Here is a 21,866-nt window from a genome sequence, read left to right as displayed (position 1 = left end):
AATGCGGCTAAGCGCTATTCTTTAGTTTCTATTACTCAGCCAAATAGCCTTGAGGATTGTTTGATTGCCAGTTCCATGTATCAGCCGTCATGTCCGCGACTGAACGTGTTGCTTTCCAGCCTAAGTCTTGCTCTGCTTTAGCTGTACTTGCCCAGCACTCTGCAATATCGCCAGGGCGACGTGGGCAAATTTCATAGGGAACCGGCTTATCGCAAGCGTTGGCAAACGCTTCGACCATCTCAAGTACGCTCGAGCCTTTACCTGTACCTAAGTTGTAAATGTGTAAGCCAGCTTTTTCACCGACCGCTTGTAAAGCAGCAACGTGACCATCGGCTAAATCCATAACATGAATGTAATCGCGAACTCCCGTTCCATCTGGTGTTGGGTAATCGTTTCCAAAGACAGCTAACTTATCTCGACGTCCAACAGCCACCTGAGCAATAAACGGCATCAGGTTATTTGGAATACCTTGTGGGTCTTCCCCCATAGTGCCTGAAGGGTGAGCGCCAACAGGGTTGAAATAGCGCAACAATGTGATTCTCCAATCACCTTCAGCCGCAAAGAGGTCTGAGTAACATTGCTCGACCATGTACTTACTTCGACCATATGGATTAGTGGTGGCGCCTGTTGGTGAGTCTTCGGTAATTGGAACAATCTCAGGGTCGCCATAAACGGTCGCTGACGAACTAAAAACAATGCTTTTCACTCCAGCTTTACGCATAGAACGCGCCAGAACCAGAGAGCCATTAACATTATTATCGTAGTATTCCAAAGGCTTAGCGACAGATTCGCCAACTGCTTTCAAGCCTGCAAAATGAATCACAGCTTGAATATCGTGGTGAGAGAAAACCGTATCGAGAAAAGCTTCATCGCGAATGTCACCGAGATAAAAAGTTGGCTTTTTACCAGTCAGAGCCTCGATGCGCTGCAGTACCGCTTCTTTGCTGTTACATAAATTATCTACGATGATCGGCTCCATGCCCGCTTGCATCATCTGCACACAAGTATGGCTCCCGATATAACCCATGCCGCCCGTTACCAGTACTTTCACAATACGCCTCTCTTAGTCTCAGATACCAAGGCAACAATGCCTTCAATACGAGAAATTGTAGCAACCAAATCTCAAAATGATCTGTGATCAACTCCGCATTGTGTAAACGTTTACACAAAATGCAACATCACTCCATGCCTAAGTAACAATCAAGAAGCTGATGAGAGCGTGCTATAAACAATTGAATTAAAAAGACTTTAGCTCTTAGAGCATGATTAATAAAACATGACAAATAATTCGAGAAATTTTACTAAAAGTTAATGCAATGATGTTCAGTTTGATTACAATAGATGCATAAAAACTTTAGGTGTAATAACGCATTTATAAGATGTGTGAATTTCAGCACCAAATAACAGGATGTAAAGATGGCAACGTTAAAAGATATAGCAACTGAAGCTGGCGTATCACTCGCAACCGTTTCACGGGTACTCAATGATGATCCGACCCTAAGCGTTAAGGAAGAAACGAAAAGGCGTATCTTTGAAATTGCTGAAAAGCTCGAATACAAAACCAGTAGTTCACGTAAAGCGGTGTCTAGTAAAAAGCAACATCACCACTTCCTCGCGCTGTATAACTACAAGCAAGATGCAGAGGTTAACGACCCGTATTACCTGTCTATTCGACACGGTATTGAAACGCAATGCGACAAGCTTAACATTGAACTAACTAGCTGTTATGAAAGTAAAATATCTTTAGATAAAAATCATGTTAGTGGTATTTTACTCGTCGGTCGTACAACTCCAGAAGTGTTAGAGCAAGCGAAAAAGCTGACCGACAATATCTGCTATGTGGACTTTACCGACCACAACCAACCTTATGATTCAGTCGATATCGATCTCGCGCGTATCAGCAAAGAAATCACTAACTTCTTTGTCGAGCAAGGCTACCAACGTATTGGGTTTATTGGTGGGCAAGATGAAATCGATACACCCGATATTCGCGAAGTAGCATTTGCTGAATATGGCCAATTAAAGCAAGTCGTGAGTGAGCAAGACATTTACCGTGGCGACTTTTCAAGCTCATCAGGTTATAAACTGGCTAAAGAAATGCTCGCAACGGGTGATTACCCTAAAGCACTGTTTATTGCATCAGACTCGATTGCAATTGGCGTTTTACGAGCGATTCACGAGCACGGACTGAATATTCCAAACGATATCGCACTGATTAGTGTCAACGATATTCCAACGGCGAAGTTCACCTTCCCTTCTCTTTCAACAGTGCGAATTCACTCAGAAATGATGGGAATCCAGGGCGTTAATTTGTTACTAGAGAAACCAAGGGATGGCCGCACAATCCCTTTACGAGTCTACGTTCCAAGTAAGTTAAAGCTACGAGACACCACTAAGTAACCACGCCATTCTTTACATCAAAAACACATAAGCCACAGAGTCACCTCTGTGGCTTTTTTTCATTTTAATACTTCTCCAATCCCCTGCTCATCCCCTCTATTTTTCACAAGACGGCATTCTTTTATCTCGATCACACTGAACCTATAAATGCACAAGTAAAACGTGATCGAGTTAAAGTAAAACGTTTTCACTAATTTCATTTAGTAAAACTTTTACTAATAATTACCTCAGTCCAAAAATACTCGTATTCACTACGGTCCTAATTACGAATAAGAACGTCGGTTAGCGAAAGCAAAAGAAACCGAGGGAGAGCAAACGTGAACAACTGGGAAAACTTCCTTCACTTACATGAGAACCGTATGGCGCCGCGCGCATACTTCTTCTCATACGAGTCTGAAAAAAACGCGAAAACCTTTCAACGCGAATTAAGCAGTCATTTTAAACTGCTGAGTGGCCAATGGAATTTCAGCTACTTCACTAACCCACTATTAGTTCCTGAAGAGTTTTACTCTCAAGAAATGAGCGACTGGGGAAATATTACCGTTCCAAACATGTGGCAAATGGAAGGCCACGGCGATCTTCAATACACAGATGAAGGTTTCCCATTCCCGATTGATGTACCTTTCGTACCGTCAGACAACCCTACTGGCGCATACCAACGCTCTTTCTTCCTTGGCGAAAGCTGGAACGACAAACAGACCATCATCAAGTTTGATGGTGTAGAGACTTACTTTGAAGTTTACGTAAACGGTGACTATGTCGGTTTCAGTAAGGGCAGCCGTCTGACTGCTGAATTCGATATCTCTAGCCACGTAAAAGCAGGTAACAACCTACTTTCTATTCGCGTGATGCAGTGGGCAGATTCTACTTATATTGAAGACCAAGACATGTGGTGGACGGGCGGTATCTTCCGTGATGTTTACCTTGTTGGTAAAGAGCAACTTCATGTCCAAGACCTAACAGTTCGTACTGATTTTGACGATGCTTACCAAAGCGCTACGCTTTCGTGCAACGTCGCTCTAGAAAACCTAGCAGCAGCAACCAACGCAACCCTTGAGTACGCATTGCTTGATGGCAGCCAAGTTATCTCGCAAGGCTCAGTAGATAACTTAACGGTTCCTAACCAACAGACTGGCGGCAATGCGAATACTCAATTCTCTATCGATGTCGTGAATCCAATTCAATGGAACGCTGAAAACCCATACCTTTACCAACTGCTGCTGACGCTAAAAGATGCAGACGGCAAAGTACTAGAAGTGATTCCACAACGTGTTGGTTTCCGTGACATTAAAGTTCGCGATGGTCTGTTCTACATCAACAACAAATACGTGATGCTGCACGGCGTAAACCGTCATGACAACGACCACCTAAAAGGTCGCGCAGTTGGCATGGATCGCGTTGAGAAAGACCTAGTATTGATGAAGCAGCACAACATCAACTCAGTACGTACTGCGCACTACCCGAACGACCCACGCTTCTATGAACTATGCGATATCTACGGTCTATTCGTGATGGGTGAAACCGACGTTGAAACGCACGGTTTTGCTAACGTTGGTGACCTAAGCCGCATCACAAACGATCCAGCATGGGAAGCCGTGTTTGTTGAGCGTATCGAACGTCATATCCACGCTCAGAAGAACCACCCTTCTATCATCATGTGGTCTTTAGGTAACGAGTCAGGCTACGGCTGCAACATCCGCTCTATGTACGATGCGGCAAAAGCGATTGATGACACTCGCTTGGTTCACTATGAAGAGGACCGTGATGCTGAAGTGGTTGATGTTATCTCTACCATGTACTCACGTGCTCAACTGATGAATGCCTTCGGCGAGTACCCACACGAAAAACCACGCATTATCTGTGAATACGCACACGCAATGGGTAACGGCCCAGGCGGCTTAACTGAATACCAAAACGTGTTCTACAAGCATGATGCAATTCAAGGTCACTACGTTTGGGAATGGTGTGATCACGGCATCTTAGCTCGTGATGAAGCGGGTACTGAATTCTACAAATACGGCGGTGACTACGGTGACTACCCGAACAACTACAACTTCTGTATGGATGGCTTGATCTACCCAGACCAAACTCCAGGCCCAGGTTTAAAAGAGTACAAGCAGGTGATTGCCCCAGTTAAGCTTCGCGATTTCGATGCACAAACTGGCACCTTCACCGTAGATAACAAGCTGTGGTTCTCAAACATTGATGACTACACCATCACTGCGGAAATCCGCGCTGAGGGTGAAACCATTGCAGTACAACACATCAAAGTTGAAGAGCTGGCTGAAAACTCTAGCCGTGAACTGACACTTAACTTGCCAGAGCTTGATGAACGCGAAGTATATGTGAACTTTACGGTGCGCAAAGATTCTCGCACGCCTTACAGCGAAGCGAATCACGACATTGCGGTGTATCAATTCCAAATGAAAGAGAGCACAGCACAGCTAGAAGCCTTCACCAACAACAATGCAACGGCACTGAATGTTGAAGAGTCTCGTCTCGCTTACCTAATCAAAGGTCATAACTTCGCACTGAACTTCTCGAAAGTGAACGGCAAGCTGACGTCATGGTTGGTCAATGGCGAAGAGATGATTAAGTCAGAACCACGAATCAACTTCTTCAAGCCAATGATCGATAACCATAAGCAAGAGCACGATGGTTACTGGGAGCCAGCACACCTACAGATCATGCAAGAGCACTTCCGCACGCTTAACGTAGAAGAGAACAACGGCAAGGTAGAGATCACGACCAACAGCATCATTGCTCCACCAGTATTCGATTTCGGTATGCGTTGTGAATATCGCTACCAAATCAACGCTGAAGGCCAATTGAACGTTGAGCTAAGCGGCGAACGTTACGGTGACTACCCTCATGTGATTCCTGTGATTGGCTTTGATATGGGCATCAATGGCGACTTCGACCAAGTTCAATACTACGGTCGCGGCCCTGAAGAGAACTACCAAGACAGCAAGCAAGCCAACATGATTGATGTGTACCAATCAACGGTTGCAGACATGTTCGAGAACTACCCGTTCCCACAGAACAACGGCAACCGCCAACATGTTCGTTGGGCTGCGCTTTCAAGCCGCGCGGGTAATGGTATTGCAGTAAAACCACAGCAAGAAATCAACTTCAGCGCATGGTTCTACACCAACCAAAACCTGCACCAAGCACAACACACCATTGAGCTAGAGAAAAGCGGTTACATCACGTTAAACCTTGATCATCAAGTGATGGGCTTAGGCTCTAACTCTTGGGGCAGCGAAGTGCTCGACTCTTACCGCGTGTACATGGATGAGTTCCGCTACGGCTTAACTCTGATCCCATTCCAAGCAGGCGATTGCGATGCGCAGCACCTAATCAATCACAACTTTGGCGATGAGTTTTTTACGGCGAATGCACCGAAAACTCAACCACAACTGAACGAGGCATAAACGATGATCGTTTTAGAGAACTTAGAACAATTTAAAGTCGTCTACCGCGATGGTCGTAAATGGCAACGCTGTGTAGAAGCGATTGAAAACATCGGCAACATCAAAGATGGCGTGATGTATTCAATTGGTGACTCACTGGCTTACATGATTGAAGACGGCGTGGCTCGCAACACAGAAAACTTCACCGGTAATCGTCGTTACTTCGATGTGCACTACTACCTAGAAGGCCGTGAAACAGTTGAGTTCGCAGCGAAATCAGAGTTAGAGCAGCTACAGGCGTACAGCGATGAGACCGACCGTGAACACCTAATGGGTAACGGCGAAACTCGTGAGCTGGCTGAAGGCCAAGTGGCGATCTTTGATAACAACCAAGCTTACCGTTTCCACGGTGATAACCGAGTTCGCAAAGTGGTACTAAAAGTCACGATTGAAGACGGTTATTTCCTCAATAAGTAACACCACAAAATCTATTAGCAGTATGAAATGAGCCTTGCCGTTCAAGGCTCACATCATTCTTACATAAGAAGGCTCTGAGCTTCCCGCCTACAGGAAGCCTAGAGAAATAATTACTATAAATTACGTGATTCATCGGAGGACATTATGTCTGAATCTTTACGCGGTAAGTTAGGCAAGTTTGCCTTGCTATCCATGACCTTTGCGGCGGTATTTAACGTCCGCAACATCGTAAACAACAACATCGAATTGGGATTAAGTTCAGCACCGATCTTTTTACTGGCAACTCTTGTCTACTTTATTCCGTTTGTATTCATCATTGCTGAATTCGTGTCTGCAAACAAAAACTCTGAGTCAGGCATGTACGACTGGCTGAAAAAGCCATTAGGCTCAAAAGCAGCCTACCTTGGTTCGTTCCTCTATTGGTTCGTTAACCTGTTCTGGTTTGTATCGCTACTGCCAAACGTGATTGCTTACGCGTCTTACGCGATGCTTGGCTACGAATATGCCTTCTCACCTATCGTGACGTCAGTCATTTCGATTGCCCTATTTGCTGCCGCTACGCACATTTCAACCAAAGGTGCATCTTGGTTAGGTAAGATCTCTGAAATTGTGGCTTACGGCGTATTCGCACTGTTCGCTATCTACGTAATTGGCGCTCTAATGGCACTAGGTGGCGATCACGTTCCGGCTGAACCTATCACTCTAGAAGCGATGACTCCAACAATCAACTGGGCAACGTTAGGTATCATGTGTTGGATCTTCCAAGCAGCTGGTGGTGCTGAAACCGCAGCCGCTTACCTAAACGATGTGAAAGGTGGTCATAAGTCTTTCATCAAAGTGATCATCGGCGCAGGTATTGCGATTGGTGCAATGTACGCCATTGGTTCGCTACTGGTTAACGTATTCGTTGCTCGTGAAGACCTAACATACGCTGGCGGCATGGTAGAAATCTTTACGGGTATGGCGCAATTCTTCAACATCTCTGAATCAATGACAGGCCGTTTCGTAGGTATCATCCTATTCGTTGCGATGTTCGGTTCAATGATGATGTGGACAGCAGCACCAGTGAAAATTCACTTCTCAGAAATCCCACAAGGTGTTTACGGTGAGAAAACAACTGAACTTAACGAGCATGGTGTTCCAGTTCGTGCAGCATGGTGGCAGTTCGCGTTCGTATTCGTAATGCTAGTGGTGAATGGCTTTGGTTCTGAATCCGTTCAAGACATGATGAACACAGCTATCAACCTAACGGCAGGTACCGCGATGCTACCGCCAATCTTCATCATGGTGGCGTACTTTGTGTTCCGCTTGAAGCATGACGATACACCGCGTGACTTCCGCATGGGTACTCGAACTCAAGGTATGGCAGTCGTATCAGTACTCATCGGTATCTTCGTAGTGAGCATGACGGCATCGGCCTTCCCATCGGGCGTCGACCTAGTAAGAGCCTTCTTCATCAACGTATTCATGACCGCAGTATTCTCAGCGATTGCATGGTGGTGGATATCTCGCTTTGAGAAGAAGCAAGCTGCTAAAGAAGTCACTTTGGAAACAGCAAAACAATCGTAACCCCCCACTCTCCTACCGATAAAGCGCCAGCAATGGCGCTTTTTTTATTTTCGTACACTCTTTATTGCCCTTTCCCTAGCCTTTCCAGAGCTCAGCCAAAATGCCGGTATGAGACAAAAATGACCTAAAAATTGATGTACATCATCGAGAAAAAACCAAGTGAAAAAACAAGTAAAAAATTAACTAAAAATAAGTATTCAATGTCACACATTTAACCTAATTAAATTAACTTTTCAGTGCTTAATCTTTAATCTTCTGTCTTGAAGAAACAGCTATTAGATCGAAAACGATCATCGACAATAAAGCCCTACAAGCACTAACACCCACCGATGACGATCAAGCTTCTTCCTTCTCTTACGGAATTTAGAATGTAGGTAATTTTTACTTAAATAAAACTCTACCACTTCTATAAACCTGAAGCGTTGAGTCCAAATAATAATGATAAAAGTAGCAACCATCTCGTTCAGATGAGTATTTGCCAAACCAACATAACAATAAAAACACGGGTTAAAGCTTCCCCCTTTAACACCTTGTAGCAACTATAATTAACGTGATTCACCGGAGAACATCATGTCCGAGACCAAACGTAGCACGATAGGCAAGTTTGCCTTGCTGTCTATGACCTTCGCGGCTGTTTATAGCTTCAATAACATCATCAACAACAATATCGAGATCGGGCTTTCCTCCGCTCCGATGTTTTTTCTTGCCACTATTTTTTATTTCGTTCCATTCTGTTTGATTGTCGCCGAATTTGTATCCCTAAATAAAAACTCCGAAGCTGGGGTTTACGCGTGGGTCAAAAGTTCTCTTGGTGGCCGCTGGGCATTTATTTCGGCCTACACCTATTGGTTTGTGAACCTCTTTTTCTTCACGTCACTGCTGCCTAGAATCATCGCTTATGCGTCGTATGCGTTCTTAGGTTTCGAGTACATTTTCACGCCAATGACCACCGCTATCCTCAGCACATTATTGTTTGCAGTCGCGACTTATGTGTCTAACAACGGTGCAAAGCTATTAGGTCCTATCACCTCATTAACTTCATCACTAATGCTGCTACTGACCATGTCATACATTCTATTGTCAGGCGGTGCGCTAATAGGTGGTATCGAACCAGCAGACCCGATCACTATTGAAGCGATGACTCCTAGCTTTAACTGGGCATTTTTGGGCGTGATTACCTGGATCTTCATGGCTGCAGGCGGTGCTGAATCGGTGGCGGTGTACGTGAATGACATTAAAGGCGGTCACAAGTCATTCGTTAAAGTAATCATCATTGCGGGTATTTTTATTGGTGCGCTGTACTCGGTGGGTTCTATCCTAGCTAACGTATTCGTATCTCGCGAAGAGCTTAAGTTCACCGGTGGTTCAGTGCAGGTTTTTGAAGGCTTGGCACTCTACTTCGGCTTACCAGAAATTTTGATGAACCGCTTTGTAGGCATCGTTTCTTTCACTGCAATGTTAGGCTCTCTTCTGATGTGGACAGCGACGCCAGTCAAAATCTTCTTCTCTGAAATTCCCAAAGGGATCTTCGGTGAGAAAACCGTCGCACTTAACAAACAGGGCGTTCCAGAGCGCGCCGCTTGGATCCAATTCCTTATCGTGATCCCGTTAATGTTTATTCCAACATTGGCTTCTGACACAGTACAAGATCTGATGAGCACCATCATCAACATGACTGCGGCGGCTTCAATGCTACCACCGCTGTTCATCATGATCGCTTACTTAAACTTGCGTCTAAAACTGGATCACTTGCCACGAGATTTTCGTATGGGTTCACGTATGACAGGGCTTACGGTCGTGTCCATTTTGATCGGTATTTTCACAGTCGGCTTCTTTGCATCGACCTTCCCAACGGGTGCTGACATCATGACCATCATTTTCTACAACGTTGGTGGGATCGTGATATTCCTTGGCTACGCATGGTGGAAATACAGTAAGTACGAGCAAGGATTATCAGACGAAGAAAAGAAGTTAGAAGCGCAGCCGATGCGAGCATAATTCCTGCTCGCCCACTAGATAAATGATTCCATCAATTCGGGACCAAATGACATTGATGCCTAAAGCAGCGCCTGTTGTAGTCGCTGCTTTTCTTCATAGCTCAAACGCTACTGCCACTAGACATTGTGTAAATATTCATCAAGCAGATAGCCTCTCTCGACTAAAAATTACTCGATATACAACTAAACCACAAAGATAAAGTTTTACTAAAAATAGATCACACTTTTAATTTATTTTTATTTCACACTCCTAAATTATCATTATTATCAGCAGTGAGTTTACAAGTTACTTGACCAATACGCCTATTAGAGCACCCCATACTAGAAGTCAATGATGCTTGTGAATATTCATTTATTAAACCCAACATAGAAGCTAATAAAATGAAACTTAGTTTTACTAAAATCACTCTAGTTACGAGTTGTATTCTTGCTGCCCTGTCTGCTAACGCGGCCGAGACTGAAGCGAACCACAGCGACACTCACGCCCCAGAAGCTCAGACAGATACTCTTTTCAATTTCTACGGTGAGTTAGGCCTAGGCGGCCACACTGCTTTAGAAGGTGACGACAAAGGTCGCTACAGCGATGGTACTTACATCGAAGCTGGTTTAGCGATTGAACATGGCAACTGGTTCGGCCTTGCGTACATGGAAGGTTGGACAGTGCAAGCTGACGATGAAGGCAACGCATGGGCAACAGGCCATGGTTGGGGCGGATTTGAAGGTGGCTTCAACCGTTTTTACGCGGGCTACCGTACCGACAACAAAACTGAATTTATGATAGGCCGCATGGACTCTTCACTAGACGATGTTCAATGGTGGGGCGATGCGACAGTTGAGTATGGCTATGCGATTTCAAATACTCGTGACGTCAACTTCGGTATCAAAATTCAGAACCTAGAAGGCAAATTGCGTTACAGCATTTCAGCCGCGCCTGAGTCAGATTTCTCTGAAGACGATGCACTAGTCCACTTCGGTAAATACGATGCTTTTGCCGATCAATGGAAGAAAAACAATGCCATGGTCAACGGTTACCTGCAGTACGACATTATGGATAACCTCACATTAATGGGTGGTGCTGAAGCTCGTAACAACGATGGCGGTGAACTGGTTTTATTAGGCGCTGAGTATAAGAATGTTGCTGCACGTGTTTGGCACGACACCAATAAAGGCAACCGAAATGATGAGCAGTCTATCGAGCTAGGTGCCGATACGGCGAATGGATCGGAAACTGGTTTCCAAACCAGTGCGTGGTACGAAGCTGCGCAAGGCGTTTATCTATCTGCGGCGTATAACTACGCGAACAACGAAATTGACGGCACTGAAGACAAAGTGACCTCTTACATTAATGCCGGCGTTTGGTACGAATACGGTAATGGTACTTACGCGACGGCCTTTGACAGCAAATTTGGTGTCGGCGACGACACAGAAACGGGCGACGCTCAACTGTTCGTAATGCAATACTTCTACTGGTAATAACAGGAATCAATCATGAAACTGAATAAATCATTCGCAGCTATCGCCATCGGTGCAGCCCTTGTTGTTACTGGTTGCGCGTCTAACTCTGGTTCGAACGAGCTTCAAGCAAACCAATTTAAAAACGTAATCGACCGCACTGGTTCACCGGAATACATGCGCGACTACGACTTCGATGACCACCAGCGTTTTAACCCATTTTTTGATATGGGCGCATGGCATGGTCACCTACTGCCAGACTCAGCAGAAGGCATGGGTGGTTTCCCAGGTACCGCGCTTCTTACTGAGGAATACATCAACTTTATGGCTGACAACTTTGACCGCCTAAGCGTGTTCAAAGATGGCAAAAAAGTCGCGTTCACCATGGAAGCTTACAGCTTACCTGGTGCATTAGTTCAAACTCTGAAATCGGATAACGTGACGATAGAAATGACGCTACGTTTTGCTTCCGATCGCACTTCATTACTTGAAACTAAAATCACCACAAACTCTCCAGTAGAGCTTGTTTGGGATGGTCAATTACTTGAAAAGACACACGCTAAAGAAGGCGTTGCTCAAACAGACAAGACCATTGCTGAAACGTACCCAGAGTACAACCGTCAGATCGTCGCAACAGACGACGGTTTAAAGGTAACGTTTGGCGAAGTTCGTTCAACGTGGGATCTGCTAACCTCTGGTGAGTCTGAATACCAAGTTCACAAATCGATCCCAACAGAAACAACCGTTGACGGCCTAACGTTTACTTCAACAGCAAACATTGAAGAATCGACGACCATTTACACGACTTACTCGCATGTGCTCACCGCAGAAGAAGCAAAAGCGGAACAGCCAGAAATCAAAAAGATCATGGCAAACCCTACCGACTTCTTAGACGCCTCTGAAGCACGCTGGGAAGGCTACCTAGAAATGGGCTTAACCAATCCAAATGCCACTCCAGAGCAAGAGCGTGTTGCGGTTAAAGCAATGGAAACCCTGAATGGTAACTGGCGTGGCGCAGCAGGTGCGATGAAGTTCGATTCAGTTACCCCATCAGTTACTGCTCGTTGGTTCTCGGGTAACCAAACATGGCCGTGGGACACTTGGAAACAAGCCTATGCGATGGCTCACTTCAACCCAAATGTCGCTAAAGACAATATCCGCGCGATGTTCGCTTACCAGATCCAAGCAGACGATGCAGTTCGCCCTTGGGATGAAGGCTACGTGCCAGATCTACTGGCATACAACTTAAGCCCAGAACGTGGCGGTGACGGCGGTAACTGGAACGAGCGTAACACTAAGCCTAGCCTAGCGGCTTGGGCAGTAATGGAAGTCTACAAAACGACTAACGACAAAGCTTGGATCGAAGAAATGTATCCTAAGCTAGTGGCGTACCACGATTGGTGGCTACGCAACCGTGATAACAATGGTAACGGTGTACCAGAGTACGGCGCAGCAATCGACAAAGCCCACAATACACCAGAAGGTGACATGTACTTCACTGTGGTTCGTGGCGACAAGCATGAAACTATCGTAGGCCAAAAAGCCTTAGACGAAGTCATGGCAAAGGGCGATTACGACTACATTGAAAGCCCAGCGCAAACCGCTGCGTCTTGGGAGTCAGGTCGTGACGATGCGGCAGCCTTTGGTTTCATCGATAAAGACCAGCTTGATGCTTACGTTGCCAACGGTGGCAAGCGCAGCGATTGGGATGTCGAGTTCGCTCAAAACCGCGCAGAAGATGGCACCTTATTAGGTTACTCACTACTGCAAGAGTCTGTTGACCAAGCAAGCTACATGTACAGCGATAACAAGTACCTAGCGGAAATGGCTGACATTCTGGGCAAAGATTCTGAAGCGCAGGAATTCCGTGAAAAAGCTGAGCATCTATCAAACTACATCAACACCTGTATGTTCGATGAAGGGACTAACTTCTTCTACGACATTCGCATTGAAAACAAGCCGCTTGCTAATGGCTGTGCGGGTAAACCAATCGTAGAGCGTGGTAAAGGCCCTGAAGGTTGGTCACCGCTATTCAATGGTGCGGCAACGCAAGCGCATGCGGATGCGGTCGTGTCAGTCATGAAAGACACCGAAGAGTTCAATACTTATGTCCCTCTAGGTACTGCTGCGCTGTCTAACCCGGCGTTTGGCCCTGACATTTACTGGCGTGGCCGAGTATGGGTAGACCAGTTCTACTTCGGCTTAAAAGGCATGGAAAGCTATGGCTACCGTGACGACGCTATCGAAATGGCGGGCGCCTTCTTCGATAACGCTGATGGCTTAGTTCAAGATGGTCCGATTCGTGAGAACTACAACCCATTGAACGGCGACCAACAGGGCGCGCCAAACTTCTCTTGGAGTGCGGCTCACTTATACATGTTGTACAACGATTTCTTTACTGACGCGGAATAATCCGTGAAGTGAGCAATCACCCTAGCCTGAAATTTTGTCCATAAATTTCACCATTGGGCGCCAAGCTTTGAGCTTAGCGCCCTTTTTTAATATGCAGCATTCACTAGGCGCATTTCATACACGAATTTGATACTCGCCTTTTGAATTGCGACTACACTATGGCGTCGACAGCCAACCATGAGAGAGCCCCATGCCCACCACTAACTCAAGTCTCCACAAACGCATGGGCATTGTTGCACTAACTTGGCCTATTTTCATCGAAGTGCTATTACGAACCGCGCTCAATACCAGTGACGTATTTATGCTGTCTGGCTACTCAGACAAAGCGGTTTCAGCAGTCGGGGTTATCTCGCAGCTTTCCTTTTTTCTGATCATTGTATCGACCATGGTCAGCAGCGGGACGAGTATTCTTATCGCTCAATACAACGGTGCGGCTCGCCACCAAGAAAGTGCGCATGTGGGTGTCGCCAGTATTATCTTATCGATCATCATGGGCGTATTACTCAGCGTCATTGCAATCATAGGCGCGCAATACTTTATTCCACTCTACCAACTTGAAGCACAAGTCGAACAATACGCGCAAGAGTATTTATTCATTAGCGGTGCGCTGACCTTTAATATCACCATAGGCATAGTGCTCGCGACCATATTACGCAGTCATGGCTACTCCAAATCTCCAATGGTCATCAATATGATTGCTGGTTTCATCAACGTCATTGGCAACTATTGCGCCTTATATCAACCTTTTGGCCTACCGGTGTACGGAGTGCAAGGTGTTGCGATCGCTACCGTGTTCAGCCAAGTGATAGGTACCCTTATTCTCGCTGTTGTGGTGTATCGAAAAGGCATAGAGCTGCCATTGAAGCAATACCGCGCCGTACCTAAAGTCATCTACAGAAAAATAGTAAAGATCGGTTCAATGAACGCGGGCGAAGTGCTGTCATACAACATGGCACAGATCAGCATTATGTTTTTTGTGGTGCAAATGGGCACGGCTTCTCTCGCCGCGTTTACTTACGCTCAAAATATCGGACGGCTCTCTTTTGCATTTGCCCTTGCGATCGGTCAGGGCAGTCAGATTCAGACTGGATACTACATAGGTAAAGGTTGGATAGATGACATTGCCCGTCGAGTGCAGCACTACTTTGTGATCGGTTTTATCAGTTCGCTCACCATTACATGTTTGGTCTATCTATTTCGTTTCGAGATTCTGGATCTATTCACTCAAGATCCAGAAATCATTGCACTGACGGCCACTCTTATCGCAGGCTCGATTGTTTTAGAGGGTGGGCGAGTATTTAACCTGATCTTCATATCTTGTTTAAAAGCCGCAGGCGATATTAAATTCCCAGTAAAAATGGGCATTGTCAGTATGTGGGGTGTCGGAGTTGCCATGAGCTATTTGCTCGGTGTTCACTGGGGCTACGGGGTAATTGGCGCTTGGATGGCCATTGCCATGGATGAATGGTTTAGAGGCATCATAATGGCCCGCCGCTGGCGAGCCAAAAAGTGGACGCGCTTTTCGTTTTAAGTCAGCACTAGCCAAAGTAAAACTGGAGCTAATTTAGGTTTACGTTGCTACCAACCCCACACCATAAATTAATCAGAATTAAGCGATGAAAGTGAATGGCAGCCTTTCATCGCGGTTTAATCCGTAAGCTATAACCGTAACCAGCTTAATCAACCTTTCTCACCACAATCAACATCGCGGATTCAGGGTCTAAAATTGGCAAACTCAAACCAAACTGACTTAGCAGAGCACCCTTCACTATGACTTTTTGGCCTATAGTGATCCTTTCTATCCATTCAGGTGCACGCTTCATCAACCCTGCGCTGGATTCGGGAAAGTCCACCAGCTCGATTTGATAATGTTTGTTTGCCTGTAACTGGTCGAGTAATACTGGTTCCGGCAGCATGTACTCTGGCATCGACCGCTGACACACCGTGAGTAATATCTGGTGAGAGTCTCGCACTCCGTACACGTATCGACTGGTGTCTTTGCTATCTAAGTAGAAACTCGTACCACTATGAAGCAATGGTCGAAACTGCTTATGTAATTCGATGTATCGGGCAAAGTGTTGGCGCTCATCCACGCTTTCTTTTACCGGATCAAGCTCTACGCCCATGTGCCCATATAACGCAGTCACACCCCTTAGATTAATCGAATGTTGACGACGAGTGGTATGACTCTGGTGTGGCCCAATATGCGCTCCCATCACTTCTGGAGGGAAAAAGATCCCCATGTTCTTTTGGATGGTTTGACGCTCTAAAGCATCATTACAATCCGATGCCCAGAAACGATACGTTCGCTTGAGAATTTCGTAATCCATACGTCCACCACCCGATGAACACGACTCAATTTCAACCTGTGGATGCGCCTGCATTAGCTGGTCTATCAAACGATACACCGCTTTGGTTTGACCATGTACAGCTGCACGATTTAAATGAGAAGGCTGGACCAGCTCTCGATTCATATCCCACTTCAAGTAACCGATATTGTATTGCGACAACAAGTTATTCAAGCAAGTGTACAAGTAGTCAAAACATTCAGGGATCTGCAAGTTCAACACATACTGATACCGACCTGTCGGCGCATCGTAACCGTGAGTTGCCAGCAACCAATCAGGGTGTTGTCGAAATAAATCAGAGTCGGGATTAAACATTTCTGGCTCGACCCAGATACCAAATTCCATTCCTAGTTGATTCACATGCTCAACAACTGGCGTTAATCCATCTGGGTATTTCTCTGTATCGAGCTCCCAGTCACCGAGTGCGGCTTTGTCATGGTTACGCCCTTTAAACCAGCCATCATCTATGATGAATCGTTCAACCCCTATTTCTGCTGCATTCGTCGCCATTTGGCAGATGTATTCCGGATCATGCTCAAAGTAAATACCTTCCCAAGTATTGAGGTGAACAGGGCGAGCTAGTGTTGCATCGAATTTAAGTAAGTGGTCACGTACATAGCGATGATTCGCTTGGCGTAACCCGTTGATACCGTTGGCGCTATAGCTGGCAAAAAGCTCTGGAGTGGTATAGGACTCCCCTTGCTGTAAAGCCACTTCTCCAACCATGAGTAGCTCCCCCGCTTGCACAAATCGGCGGCCGTCACTTTTCGCTTCAGCGCGCCAATGATGATTGCCGCTCCAGCCAAGATGAAAGCCCCACACTTCGCCAACTTGCTCTGTAAAACCAGACGTCCCTATCAAACATCCGGGAAAGTATTCATGTGAAGTACGGCCACGGCGGTTTTCTTGGGTAAAGACACCATGTTCGATCTTACTGCGCTGAGCCTGTAGCTCTCGGCTCCAACGCCCAGAATAAGACTCCACTTCCTGCGCGCGATAAGGCACTGGAATCGTCAACGCTAATTTATCCAATTGATAAGGCCGCTCTGCATCGTTCGTCACTTGTATTTTTTTGCAGAGCACTCCACTTTCGACATCCAACGATATGTCGATCTCTAACTTCAATTGAGCAATCGGATCATGGCAACTCAATAGCACCTTTTGCCCCATCTGCTGATGACTCACGTATTGAAAAATCGGCGCCCAGTTTTCCCCCTGATGGTGGCCTTCTATGCCTGGAGAACCGTAGCTAGCGCGCCCTAACTCCGGGCACAAAGTAATTGGCACATCATGATCTATTCGCGCTTGCATCACCCCGCGATCTATCGCAGGGCACAAGGCATCAAAGTCGCTATCCGTGAGTTCAGGTAAACATTCGCCCCAATAAATGATTTCCGGAGCGGGCATTAACTTGATGATCAAACTGGTGGATTGACTGTGTAATTGAATAAAAGGTTGCAGCATACAAGAGTCCTAGCGATGGTTCTAAGGTGTGGTGGTAAATGGATGTTTAGAAAAACGGTGGAAAGAGAGAAAGGAAAACGCCAGCAAACGCTGGCGTTTTCGAGGCACTGAATTACAGGTTCGAAATGCACACACCATCATTAAAGATATGGCAGTCCGCGAGGTTAAAGCTCAAGTTCAGCTCTTGGCCGCGAGAGACTTCTTTGTCACCAGACACATGCACTTTGTAGTTTTCAAAGCCCCCGACCTGACCAAATAAATAGGTACTGTTCCCTAACCGCTCTACAGCATCTGTTTTGAAATGCAGCTTCGCTTCACCACTGTCGTCTAACATTAGATGTTCAGGTCGAAGACCAAATGTCACTTTGTCGTCGAGCTTGATTTGAGTGACATCGACAGGCAGCGACAGTTGTTGTCCATCAGGCAAGCGTAATGTCGCCGCTGATTCACCAATATCCACCACATGCGCAGGTAACATATTCATTTTTGGCGAGCCAATAAATCCGGCCACAAACTCGTTCGCCGGTCGATTGTAGAGCTCCAATGGCGAGCCTACTTGCTCAATGCGCCCGTCTCTCAGCACAACGATTTTATCAGCTAACGTCATCGCTTCGACCTGATCGTGGGTAACATAAATCATGGTGGTTGCCAGTTCTCGGTGCAGGCTAGAGATCTGTAGGCGCATGTCCACACGCAGCTCAGCATCTAAGTTCGACAACGGTTCGTCGAACAAAAACACTTTCGGGTCACGGACAATCGCACGCCCAATGGCCACACGTTGTCTCTGACCGCCCGACATATCTTTGGGCTTACGATCCATCAAGTGATCGAGTTGAAGGGCTTTCGCGGCACGGTCGACACGCTGTTTGATCTCCTCTTTAGGGAAACCATTCATCTTCATGCCAAAGCCCATATTTTCTTCCACTGTCATGTGCGGGTATAGCGCATACGATTGGAATACCATCGCGATACCACGCTCCGCAGGATCAACGTGGTTAACGACTTTGTTGTCTATCGACAGCTCGCCATCGGTAATTTCTTCTAACCCTGCCACCAAACGAAGTAAGGTTGATTTACCACAGCCTGATGGCCCAACAAACACCACAAACTCGCCATGTTTAATGTCGAGATCAACACCATGAATCACTTTTGTATCGCCGTAGCTTTTAACGACGTTCTTTAAATTAATATCAGCCATAATTTGTTCCTTAACTCTTGGTTACGTCGTTAGCAAAAACTTAGCGTTAACTGGTAGCGGTAGCGCTGCTGCACTAACTTAAATTCTTCGTGCACACTTGGTGTCCAAGAATCATCGCCCCCCACTCCCATGTGGTAGCCATCTAAGCGGACAAAGAGTTTGCCGCTGTCTTTTAGCTCGTTGGTATGCTTGGCTTGGGCAACATTACTTTGCTCATAGCGGCTGACTGACAAATAGTGCTCGCCTGTTACTTTCAAATCCCCGACCTGTGACTCTTGTACATCACAACGTAGTCCACTGTCGGACGGGAAAATGTATGGGGTATGCATGTCTTGTTGAGTCGCTTCAAATTGCCCGATATGCGCTGACGCGAGTCGGTCTGGGTAATTTTCATGAGGGCCTCGACCAAACCAATTAATAGTTTGGGATTGCTGAGGTAACGCCAACTCCACACCAATGCGTGGTAACGAAGGTAACCCTTGTGCAGCCTGTACATCGACATCTATGGTGACTTCGCCATTAGCCAAAATTTGATAGCGCCATTCACTCAGTAGTAATACGTTGCCTTGATGCTGATAGGCAAAGCGGCTGCGCACTTCAACATGTTCCGCCAACTCGATTAGTGAGAAATCGATACACTCGGCTTCTAATTTTGAAATACCCGTCATATCCCAGCGCGACGACCACGCATTAGGGTCAATTCGATCGGCTTCACTGACACCGATATCGTTATCTAGCGGCGCGCGATAAAAGTTATCACGGGGGCCTGCGAGCAGTTTCTCTTCACCGTTGACCTTCCAATCGCAGATAACGCCGCTCGACTTATCGTATGTGATATCAAACTGAGCACCATGTACCATAAGCTGTGCGTCAGTTTGGTCGACTTCAAAAATACCCAAAGGCTTAATCGCGCTAAGCTCAATGCCCAACTTATTCGGCAGTGGTAATTGCTCTGTCGCAGTCACGTGGCCTGCTTTCGCCCACGCCGTGCTATGGATGAGCTCCACATGTAAATTAAGGTGATACTGCTTACCTAGTTGTGCACTTGGTAAACTTTCATCTAACTGAATTTGAACGCTTTGTTCTGCACCGACCGACAACTCAATCTCACCGCGGCGAATAATGTGGCCGTCTTCAGTGATGGTCCAACACAAGCGCTCGTTATCACTGTCGGTAAATAAGTTCTCACTGGTCACTTCAATCAGCAGAGGCTTAGTATCTAACAACTTAAACTGATAAAACTGCTGAGCTTGTTTCGCTTCTAGCACGGTTGGGTGCACGGTTCTGTCAGGGAAAATTAAGCCATTAATACAGAATTGACGGTCGTTAACCTCGTCTCCGAAGTCGCCACCATATGCCCAGTACTGCTCGCCTTTGTCGTCCGTTTTGGTAATCCCTTGATCGACCCAATCCCAAATGAAGCCACCTTGTAGACGCGGGTAATCACGAAACGCTTTCCAATATTTATCAAACGAACCTAGGCTGTTGCCCATAGCATGCGAATACTCACACAAGATAAGCGGACGCTGCTCATTAGGCATTCCCAACCATTTCTTTAACGAGAATTTTGGCGTCACGGATGGATCAATATGATGGGTTTGATCGCTATCGACACGGGCGTACATCGGCACAATAATGTCTGTCGCTGCGGTGTTTGAGCCGCCCCCTTCATACTGAACAGGGCGTGATGGATCGCGTTGCTTCGTCCATTGGTACATCGAGTGATGGTTACCGCCGATCCCCGATTCATTGCCTAACGACCAAATGATGATCGATGGATGGTTTTTGTCTCGTTCAACTAAACGCGTCATGCGGCGCATGTACGCATTCAGCCAAGTCGCATCGTCAGACAGACGACACATTGGAAACTGGCCATGAGTTTCAATATTGGCTTCGTCGACTAAGTACAAGCCATATTCATCACACAATTCATACCACATAGGGTGGTTCGGATAATGAGCCGTGCGCACCGCGTTGAAGTTATGCTGCTTGAGCAACCTAATATCTTCAATCATGCTTTCACGAGTCATTGTATGACCAAGTTCTGGGTGATGCTCGTGACGGTTTACACCGCGAACAAGAATCGCTTTCCCGTTCACTTTAAGTAGCCCATCGCTAATTTCAACCGAGCGGAAACCAACGTTGTACGCTTCACAGTCGACGACTTCCCCTTCCGCGTTCAATAAGCTCACGACACAGCGGTACAAATACGGAGATTCCGCGCTCCACTTATGCGGGTTATCGATCATCACTTTGTGTTCTGCGAGCTCTAACCAAGGGCCTTTTTCGTCAATGATTCGAGCGCCGCATTGAGCTGATTTTGGCTCAAATACCGCATCACCTTGTGCATCAAAGAGTTCGAGCCGCACTTGGTTCTCTGAGTCTTTATGAGAAAGTTTGGTCGAGACTTTTAAACACGCATCGCGATAGCAAGCGTCGAGTTCAGTCACTATCTGCACATCTTGAATCGATAGCTGAGGCTTGGCCGTCAAGGTCACATCACGGAAAATACCGCTTAGCCACCACATGTCTTGGTCTTCCAAGTAAGAGCCATCAGACCAACGAATCACCATGACGGAAATTTGGTTTTCACCAGATTGAAGGTGCTCTGTTAAATCAAACTCCGCAGCCAATCGGCTATCTTGTGAATAGCCTACCCAAACGCCGTTGCACCACAAATGGAACGCAGAATTCACACCATCAAACGTCAGAATGTGCTGCTTGTTCTCAAAATGGTTCGGGAGGTCAAAGCGCAGTCGATACAGGCCGGTTGGGTTATCACTTGGAACCACTGGCGGAGTATCAGCAAACGGATACTTCACATTGGTGTATATCGCTTTGTCATAACCTTGCAGCTGCCAATTGCTTGGAACAGAGATGCTATCCCAATCTCTATCATTGAATTTTGATTCGACGGCACTTTCATCAACGACTTCCGGTTTATCAAACAGCTTGAATTTCCAGTCACCATTTAGACTCACTTGGTTTTCTGAAGCTTGGTTTTCTTTCGCTGCAAGCGCAGAGTGAAACGCATGTAAAGGCGCATGAGCTTCTAAAACATTATGATGAACGACATGCTGGTTTTCCCATTCACGGGCAGCAATCACTTGAGAAAATGTTTTCATTGTCTTTATTT

Annotated in this window: 12 protein-coding genes; 8 read left to right on the top strand and 4 right to left on the bottom strand. The window is 46.2% G+C overall.

Features of this window, described 5'->3' with window-relative positions; all coding sequences use genetic code 11:
• Positions 1-31: 31 nt before the first annotated feature.
• The gene (galE, locus tag ELZ11_RS01090) at positions 32-1,051 is read right to left on the bottom strand and encodes a UDP-glucose 4-epimerase GalE (RefSeq protein WP_137355524.1); all 1,020 of its coding nucleotides are present in this window, start codon (positions 1,049-1,051) and stop codon (positions 32-34) included.
• Positions 1,052-1,416: 365 nt separating this feature from the next.
• Between galE and ebgR the strand changes: the two genes are divergently transcribed.
• The 8 genes from ebgR to ELZ11_RS01050 all read left to right on the top strand — a co-directional run bounded on the left by ebgR (position 1,417) and on the right by ELZ11_RS01050 (position 15,251).
• Complete coding sequence (gene ebgR, locus ELZ11_RS01085) at positions 1,417-2,400, top strand: transcriptional regulator EbgR (protein WP_137355523.1); 984 nt, start codon at positions 1,417-1,419, stop codon at positions 2,398-2,400.
• A 317-nt stretch (positions 2,401-2,717) separates the two neighbouring features.
• On the top strand, positions 2,718-5,834 hold the full coding sequence (gene ebgA, locus ELZ11_RS01080) for a beta-galactosidase subunit alpha (protein ID WP_137355522.1): 3,117 nt from the start codon (positions 2,718-2,720) through the stop codon (positions 5,832-5,834).
• 3 nt (positions 5,835-5,837) lie between these two features.
• Positions 5,838-6,290 carry a beta-galactosidase subunit beta gene (locus ELZ11_RS01075; RefSeq protein ID WP_137355521.1) on the top strand — a complete coding sequence of 151 codons (453 nt, stop codon included), beginning with the start codon at positions 5,838-5,840 and terminating at the stop codon, positions 6,288-6,290.
• Positions 6,291-6,434: 144 nt separating this feature from the next.
• Complete coding sequence (locus ELZ11_RS01070; RefSeq protein ID WP_137355520.1) at positions 6,435-7,859, top strand: amino acid permease; 1,425 nt, start codon at positions 6,435-6,437, stop codon at positions 7,857-7,859.
• 570 nt (positions 7,860-8,429) lie between these two features.
• Positions 8,430-9,857, top strand: coding sequence for an amino acid permease (locus tag ELZ11_RS01065; RefSeq protein WP_137355519.1), 1,428 nt, complete (start codon positions 8,430-8,432; stop codon positions 9,855-9,857).
• A 380-nt stretch (positions 9,858-10,237) separates the two neighbouring features.
• Positions 10,238-11,329 carry a protein YgjJ gene (gene ygjJ / locus ELZ11_RS01060; protein ID WP_137355518.1) on the top strand — a complete coding sequence of 364 codons (1,092 nt, stop codon included), beginning with the start codon at positions 10,238-10,240 and terminating at the stop codon, positions 11,327-11,329.
• Between the two features lie 15 nt (positions 11,330-11,344).
• Positions 11,345-13,720, top strand: a complete 2,376-nt coding sequence (gene ygjK / locus ELZ11_RS01055) for an alpha-glucosidase (protein WP_137355517.1) — start codon at positions 11,345-11,347, stop codon at positions 13,718-13,720.
• A 190-nt stretch (positions 13,721-13,910) separates the two neighbouring features.
• Entirely contained in the window at positions 13,911-15,251 is a 1,341-nt protein-coding gene (locus ELZ11_RS01050) for an MATE family efflux transporter (protein WP_137355516.1), read from the top strand.
• Between the two features lie 145 nt (positions 15,252-15,396).
• Here the strand turns inward: ELZ11_RS01050 and ELZ11_RS01045 are convergent, their stop codons facing one another.
• The 3 genes from ELZ11_RS01045 to lacZ form a co-directional block, all read right to left on the bottom strand.
• Positions 15,397-17,529: an alpha-galactosidase gene (locus tag ELZ11_RS01045; protein WP_167494624.1), complete on the bottom strand. Its 2,133-nt coding sequence runs from the start codon at positions 17,527-17,529 to the stop codon at positions 15,397-15,399.
• A 115-nt stretch (positions 17,530-17,644) separates the two neighbouring features.
• Positions 17,645-18,730, bottom strand: a complete 1,086-nt coding sequence (locus ELZ11_RS01040) for an ABC transporter ATP-binding protein (protein ID WP_137355514.1) — start codon at positions 18,728-18,730, stop codon at positions 17,645-17,647.
• A gap of 29 nt (positions 18,731-18,759) precedes the next feature.
• Entirely contained in the window at positions 18,760-21,855 is a 3,096-nt protein-coding gene (gene lacZ / locus ELZ11_RS01035) for a beta-galactosidase, LacZ type (protein ID WP_137355513.1), read from the bottom strand.
• Between the last annotated feature and the right edge of the window lie 11 nt (positions 21,856-21,866).

The sequence above is a fragment of the Vibrio profundi genome, assembly GCF_005281835.1.
GTDB lineage: Bacteria > Pseudomonadota > Gammaproteobacteria > Enterobacterales > Vibrionaceae > Vibrio > Vibrio profundi.
The sequence above is the reverse complement of the archived record's forward strand: the minus strand, read 5'-3'. Positions and strand labels throughout refer to the sequence as shown.